This window comes from Microcoleus sp. A006_D1 (assembly GCF_036702805.1).
Taxonomy (GTDB): domain Bacteria; phylum Cyanobacteriota; class Cyanobacteriia; order Cyanobacteriales; family Microcoleaceae; genus Microcoleus.
Map to the genome: position 1 here is coordinate 321,608 of NZ_JAUBVZ010000007.1, position 6,574 is coordinate 328,181.

A 6,574-nucleotide genomic window follows, 5' to 3' on the forward strand; every position below is an offset into this window, starting at 1 on the left:
GGGACAAGGCAGTGCCGTGTCCCTACCTGTACTGTAAGAAATTTGATTTGGTAGGTTGACAAAAATCCCTCGCTATGGTGATACTGTAGCGGGGGATTTTTGGTAAAGGGCGATCGGGCATTGAGAATTTAGTTAAAATGAATCCAAAGGGCGATAACGAGCAATCAAATCTACTGAGAGAACTCAGAATTCTCCCTACAATCTCAGAGGCTCGATTAGTTCAAAATCGAGAGACTAGGCTACCGCGTGCAGAAGCTTTAGCAGTAGATAAAGCTCAGGAAGTGATGAATGATCTTTACAGGGAGGGGGCAGAGTACGGTGATGGCAGTTGTGCTTTCATGGTATTGAAGGAACAATTTGAAGGAGGCGCGGGGAATCCACCGCAGTCGCTAAAAGATAGCACTCTCCACGCTACAAAGTGCCAGCAGTATATTAAGGGACTTCGGAGGCATTTAGCAAAGTTGCCCTCTGAGGCAAAGCAAAAGATTGAGCAGGAAATTGTCAAGATGGAAGAGGCGCTAAAATGGGCTGAAGACTACCGCAACAGTGATGAACCGGAGATTCCCAGATGGGCAAAACCTTGGAAAGAGCAATTGGGGAAATAAAGTAATGCTTAAGTTAGACAGCAGGCACAGTCGTTATATAGGAATGGATTGGCAAAGCAAGCAGCATTCATTTGCGATCGCGCCGAATGACTCTCTAATCTGCTGCGATTTAAGAGGTTGTATCTTTGATAAACTAGATTTATCTGGATGTGAGTTTTTTGGTTGTCGCCTGAATGGAACATCATTTCAAGGAGCGACTTTGCATGAAACAAAATTTATTGGCTGTTTTTCTGATGAAGCCGAACGCCCAACAGATTTTAGCAATGCGATCGCCACAAATGTATCAGTAGTAGATTCTCACATAAACTTTCTATCAAAAGAACATCAGCCTAATTTTCAAAATAGTTTTTGGGATGATAATTTGATTTTAGGAGACTCTTTCCCAGATTTTATGAAATGGCCTTCGGAAGTGGCAAAGGCGGCTGCTGATACACTCTCAGAACGCAATGATGTTAGATACAATGGTGCTGTAAAATTAGGAGAATTAGATAATCCTGTTATTGCTGCTCTACTGGGTTGCTTGCTTGCTGACAAGGAATGGGATGTAAGGGCGATCGCTCTGGAAGTATTAGGCAAGCTACGACATCAGGAATTTCGATACGGTGACGAAGTATTATTAGAGTGGATATTTTTGTGTTTGGGAGACAAGCATTCGATTGTGCGACAGACAGCGGTAGAACTTGTAGAAACTATTTCACCACCGGAGCAAGTTTTGTTGACTTCCGTTAATAGAATGGTTGTAGGTGCTTCTGATGAGGAGCGACTGGCTGGTTTGCTGGCGGCTATTGAACTTTGTCAACTCGATGATGATTATGTTGATTTATGCGATCGGAAAGTAATTGATTCTTTACTTGTAGATGGAGGATCTGAAGTTCGCAGTGAATCCTCGCGGCTGCTGGAGATTATTGGCGATTGCAAATAATCCTACTCCTGATTTTGGCTGCTAATAATTCCGATGCAACCGGAAACGATATGAAACCCTATTGTTCAAACCAAGCCCGCAGCTCGCGTATTGCGGCAATTTCATCTTCTTTTGCCTCTTCTAGAAAAGCAATTAGCCTTTCTTTCGGCACTTGAGGAAAGGTAGGACTCGATTCAACCTCCATATACTCGCTCTCCTGTAATTGATAAATTCGCCACACTTTGCCATTGAACCGCCAAAACTCCGGTACACCAATAGCAGCGTAGAATTTGTTTTTCTCAATATCAGTATGGGTAATATCCACTTCCACCACTAAATCAGGCGGAGGATCTTTGGTAAAATCAACATTGCGGCCTTTGACGAGGGGTTGATTTTGAATGTAGTAGGCATTATCTGGTTCGGCTCCCTTTTTGAGAAGAGGATAGTTCATAGTTGTTGAACCCATCGTTTTCATCCGCATCCCCATGAGTTCAATCAGCGTCCGAATAAAACACTCGATTAATCGACTTGAAAATTCGTGTTCTTCTAAGGGCATGGTGATTTCTAGAATCCCGTTGTCGTAGATCAAACGACAGCCTCGTGACTGGGGCAAGGCATTGAGAACTTGTAGATAACCGTCCCAAGATAACCCCCAAATTACCACGCGCTGTTCGCCAATAGGTTTTTGCAGTTCTGCTGTAGCTTCTGGTGCAGATGTTACCACAAGTGACCTCCAAGTGGAATTGATATTGATGGTTTACTCTAAGGCTAACTTAGTTTACATTGATTTGGCAAATTTCTAACATCCGTTTGATTTTTGGCAACTGTCTTTCAGATTTCCGAAAAGCCAGCCAGATGCGATTAGTAACAGCCTGCGTAGGTTTAAGCACAAGTGTCAAGCGATTTTTTGTCACCCAATCTGCACACAAGTAATCGGGCAGAACACTAAAGCCAAATCCGCATTCCACGGCTTGTCTGATCGCTCTTAAATCGGGAATAATTAGTTTCGGATGAACGTCGATTCTTTTGCCAAATACGACGCGCCAAAAGCGGCGGGCGATCGGCAATTCTTCGCTGTAAGCAATCCACGGTTGGGTTAGCAGCCATTGAGCGAGGGGATTTAAGTCTGCTTGGCTGATTCCTTCGGCGATCGGAAATTCCAGATTTGGCGGGCCGACGAGCCAAAAAGTTTCCTCGAATAATAATTGACATTCTATATCGGATAAAGTAATTTTTTGAGTGGCAATTACAATGTCTAGTTTGCCTGCTTTGAGTTGTGGGATTAATTCTGATGTTAACCCAAATTCCACTGTGTAAAAAGTGCGCTCTTCCTGCGGGAGTCGATCGAGCATTCGTTCAGTAAAGAATTCCTGCGGTGTACCGATTCTGATGGTTTGCGGAGTTTCGGCTGTTGAGTTTTTGTGGGGAACTGATTCTAGTTTCTCGATCGCACCAGCAACTTGAGTATACAGTCTTTGTCCCGCTTCCGTGGGAACCATCCGCCTCGGAGTCCTTTGAAACAAGGGATTTCCCAAAGCTGACTCTAAGGCTGCGACGTGTTGGCTGACAGCCGGTTGGGTGAGGTGGAGAACTTGGGCGGCCCCCGATACGGTTCCCACGCGGTAAACCTCGATAAAGCTCCGATACCATTCAAAGTTAATCATATAGGCGAAGTCATTGGTCATTAGTCATTGGTCATTAGTCATGAGTCATCAGTCATGAGTCATCAGTCATGAGTTATCAGGAAGAACGGTTTAGTTATCGTCGCGAGAGAAGGAAGAAGGAAAAGGCAATTGATCACAATGGTTTCAACTGCCGTCTTATCTATAAATAGATTTATACCAGCTCTAAACTTTTATAATTTGTATTTTAGATGAATTCGACCTAGAGTGAACAAGAGGCACAAAAACACCTGACAGCAAAAGCAATAAACTATGATTAGCCAAAAAGTTCTGATTGTTTTAACCAGCCACGATACACTGGGCGATACTGGCAAAGAAACTGGTTTTTATCTCCCAGAGGTGACGCACCCGTTGGACGCTTTTACTCGTGCTGGATTAACCGTAGATTTTGTCAGTCCCAAAGGCGGTAAAGCTCCGATGGTTGGGATTGATTTGGAAGACCCGCTAAATAAGGCTTTTTTAGACGATTCTGAACAAGTTTTTCGAGTCGAAAATACGCTTAATCCCGCACAAATTGACCCCGCAGAATACGGCGCTATTTTCTATGCTGGCGGACACGGGACGATGTGGGATTTCGCTGATAACGATCGACTGGCTGAGATTGCGGCTACTATTTACGAAGCAGGCGGCATTGTCGGTGCTGTCTGTCACGGGCCGGCGGCGTTAGTCAATCTTAAGTTATCTGATGGCAAATACTTGGTTGCTAACAAGACTGTGGCTGCTTTTACTAATGAAGAGGAAGCCGCTGTGGGATTGACTGATATAGTGCCGTTTTTGCTGGAGTCAACATTAATCGAGCGCGGGGCGAAGTTTACCAAGGTTCCTAATTTTGAGGTTTGTGTTGTGGCGAGCGAGAGACTCGTCACAGGCCAAAACCCCGCTTCTGCTTCAGGTGTAGGCGAACGAATGGTAGAATTGATGCAAAATCGGCTGACTAAATAATCGATCGGGCGGGTGAATTTGCCCGCCCTTTCTACATTCGGTTAACCGTATTAAAATAGCTGCTTTGAGTCGAGAACATTACCGCCAACTCTTCGTCTTGGATTTTAGTATACAAATTTCCGGCGATTGCCATAAACAGATGCTCTCTTTCGGGCACGGGAGATAATTTGACTCTCTGAATATTCCTGCTGACCGACTCACGGACAAATTATTCAACCTAATGGAGAATTAGTCATGGCTAAATTAATTTTAATTGATTAAATTAAAAAAAAATGCCTTTTTTTTTCGGGTTAAAAGCTTGACTTTGAGCAAATTCTAAAGTATTATTAGATAATGGGAGTGGTGGCGAAATTAAATTCAATGTCACCACTCCCATTATCTATAATATACCGCAAAAGTCCAGAAAAATCAATAGGTAATAGTTCCTTTTTTTAAGGCGGATTTTTTAACAAGATTAGACAAAATTGGATAAATCTTTGATTTAGAGGGAAACCGCAGATGTCAGGCAGATAGACGGAGATCAACGCAGATGATTTCAAGAAGAATGATATGACTTTCATGAAAAAATGGAACTCGCTTGCAAGCTCCCACTTTCTAATTATTAAATCTAAGATGGTATGACCTAGATCGAGATATTGACCGCAAAATAAAACATCAGAATCAACTGGCAACTTGTTCGGATTCGTACAATAGCTAAATGAAGAAGCTATTAGGGCATATTTTTTTGAAAGAGAGAACAGGGTATGGAACTAAATTTACAGAAATTTTATAAGGCCTGCAATCCCAGCTACACGCTGGCTGTAGCCAATGAAGAAGACCGACAATACTATATCGATTTTTCCTCTGTGCGGGGTGGCACAATTGTAGAACAATTGGAGCGCACTATCAGCCGTCTGTCCCCGGATGTACCTACCTGTCAATTATTTACGGGCCACATTGGCTGCGGTAAATCAACGGAATTGCTGCGGCTGCAAGCTCAATTGCAGCAGCAAGGATTTCATGTGGTTTATTTTGAGTCGAGCAAAGACTTAGATATGGCTGATGTCGATATCACTGACATTTTGTTGAGCGTTGCTCGTCAGGTGAGCGAAAGTATTGAGAAAATGAAAATTAAGCTGCAACCGACGGGTTTTAAAGCTTTGCTCAAGGGGGTTGCTGATGTTTTTCAAACTCAAATAGACTTGAGGGCTGAAGCTAATATCCCCGGTTTTGGGGAAGTGAATGCTAGTACGGAGGGAGAATTTTCTCTGGCGCTGGGAATTGGCAAAATTACTGCTAAGGCGAAAGATGCTCCGAATTTGCGATCGGAGTTGCGGCAATATTTGGAGCCGCGAACTAATGTAATTTTGGATGCACTGAATAAGGAGTTGCTGGAACCGGCTAATCAAGAACTTAAGCGCCAAGGTAAACAGGGACTTGTGGTAATTATCGATAATCTCGATCGCATTCACCTGTGCGCGAAACCTACGGGGCGCTTGCAGCCGGAATACTTGTTTGTCGATCGCGGCGAACAGTTGGCAAGACTAAATTGCCACGTCGTGTATACAATTCCTTTGGTGCTGATTTTCTCTAACGACTTGGGCCAGCTTACTAATCGCTTTGGGGTAGATCCGAAGGTTTTGCCGATGGTGCCGGTGCAGTTGAGCGACGGTTCTGAGTGCTCTGAGGGTGTGGAATTGCTGCGACAGATGGTTCTGGCGCGGGCTTTTCCGACGGTGCAGCCGAAGCAGCGCTATGCTTTGGTTGACAAAATTTTCGATTCTGCCGAAACTCTCTCACGCCTGTGTCGAGTTAGCGGCGGTCATGTCCGCAATTTGTTACAACTACTCTATAGCTGTCTGCAAAAACAAGACCCTCCTCTATCGCGGGAAACTTTGGAAAATGTGATTATCCAGCGTCGCCACCAGCTTAGTTTGGCTATAGAACCTGATGAGTGGAAATTGCTGCGCCAAGTATCAGCTACCAAAACTGTCAGCGGGGAAACTAAATACCAAATTTTGCTACGCAGTCTCTGGGTGTTTGAATACCGTTATGGCGAGGATTACTGGTTTGATGTCAATCCTATTTTGGCTGATGCAAAAGAGTTTCGGGAAACAGAAGATGCGGCGCCACAGCTTTGAGTTGTAAAATATTCAAGACGTAAATTATTTTCAAATACATCTGCGTTCATCTGCGCTGATCCGCCTTAAATCTGCGGTTTCTGTATCAATCAAAGATTTACACAATAAGAGATGGGGAGAGGGCGGGTTTTGCCTTGATAAACTGGCTGGTTTCATAGATTATTTGCTAAACCCGCCCCTACAAGATACTATTGTTTTTTCGCAATGACTTACTATGATTAAAGGCACTACTAAACTGTTAGGAGCATTGATAAACTGGCTGGTTTCATAGATTATTTGCTAAACCCGCCCCTACAAGATACTATTGTTTTTTCGCAATGACTT

The 6,574-nt window shown here is 43.7% G+C and carries 6 protein-coding genes; 4 read left to right on the forward strand and 2 right to left on the reverse strand.

Annotated elements, in window-relative coordinates; translation table 11 throughout:
* Positions 1 to 137: 137 nt before the first annotated feature.
* Together QUB68_RS15735 and QUB68_RS15740 are read left to right on the forward strand one after the other, a co-directional pair.
* Positions 138 to 605 carry a hypothetical protein gene (locus tag QUB68_RS15735; RefSeq protein ID WP_332994027.1) on the forward strand — a complete coding sequence of 156 codons (468 nt, stop codon included), beginning with the start codon at positions 138 to 140 and terminating at the stop codon, positions 603 to 605.
* Positions 606 to 609: 4 nt separating this feature from the next.
* Positions 610 to 1,527 (forward strand): pentapeptide repeat-containing protein, encoded by a 918-nt coding sequence (locus QUB68_RS15740; protein WP_332994029.1) that lies wholly within the window; start codon positions 610 to 612, stop codon positions 1,525 to 1,527.
* 58 nt (positions 1,528 to 1,585) lie between these two features.
* On the opposite strand, the gene QUB68_RS15745 is transcribed toward QUB68_RS15740, so the two are convergent.
* On the reverse strand, positions 1,586 to 2,230 hold the full coding sequence (locus tag QUB68_RS15745) for a Uma2 family endonuclease (protein WP_332994032.1): 645 nt from the start codon (positions 2,228 to 2,230) through the stop codon (positions 1,586 to 1,588).
* Positions 2,231 to 2,279: 49 nt separating this feature from the next.
* The gene (locus QUB68_RS15750; protein ID WP_332994034.1) at positions 2,280 to 3,191 is read right to left on the reverse strand and encodes a LysR family transcriptional regulator; all 912 of its coding nucleotides are present in this window, start codon (positions 3,189 to 3,191) and stop codon (positions 2,280 to 2,282) included.
* A gap of 249 nt (positions 3,192 to 3,440) precedes the next feature.
* On the opposite strand from QUB68_RS15750, the gene QUB68_RS15755 reads away from it, so the two are divergent.
* Both QUB68_RS15755 and QUB68_RS15760 read left to right on the forward strand, forming a co-directional pair.
* Positions 3,441 to 4,130: a type 1 glutamine amidotransferase domain-containing protein gene (locus tag QUB68_RS15755; protein WP_332994036.1), complete on the forward strand. Its 690-nt coding sequence runs from the start codon at positions 3,441 to 3,443 to the stop codon at positions 4,128 to 4,130.
* A gap of 743 nt (positions 4,131 to 4,873) precedes the next feature.
* Positions 4,874 to 6,250: a P-loop NTPase fold protein gene (locus tag QUB68_RS15760; protein WP_332994039.1), complete on the forward strand. Its 1,377-nt coding sequence runs from the start codon at positions 4,874 to 4,876 to the stop codon at positions 6,248 to 6,250.
* Positions 6,251 to 6,574: the final 324 nt, after the last annotated feature.

Coding starts and splice junctions, on each gene's coding strand:
- QUB68_RS15755 (WP_332994036.1), top strand. CDS start 3,441: ATGATTAGCCAAAAAGTTCTGATTGTTTTAACCAGCCACGATACACTG.
- QUB68_RS15750 (WP_332994034.1), bottom strand. CDS start 3,191: ATGACCAATGACTTCGCCTATATGATTAACTTTGAATGGTATCGGAGC.
- QUB68_RS15760 (WP_332994039.1), top strand. CDS start 4,874: ATGGAACTAAATTTACAGAAATTTTATAAGGCCTGCAATCCCAGCTAC.
- QUB68_RS15735 (WP_332994027.1), top strand. CDS start 138: ATGAATCCAAAGGGCGATAACGAGCAATCAAATCTACTGAGAGAACTC.
- QUB68_RS15740 (WP_332994029.1), top strand. CDS start 610: ATGCTTAAGTTAGACAGCAGGCACAGTCGTTATATAGGAATGGATTGG.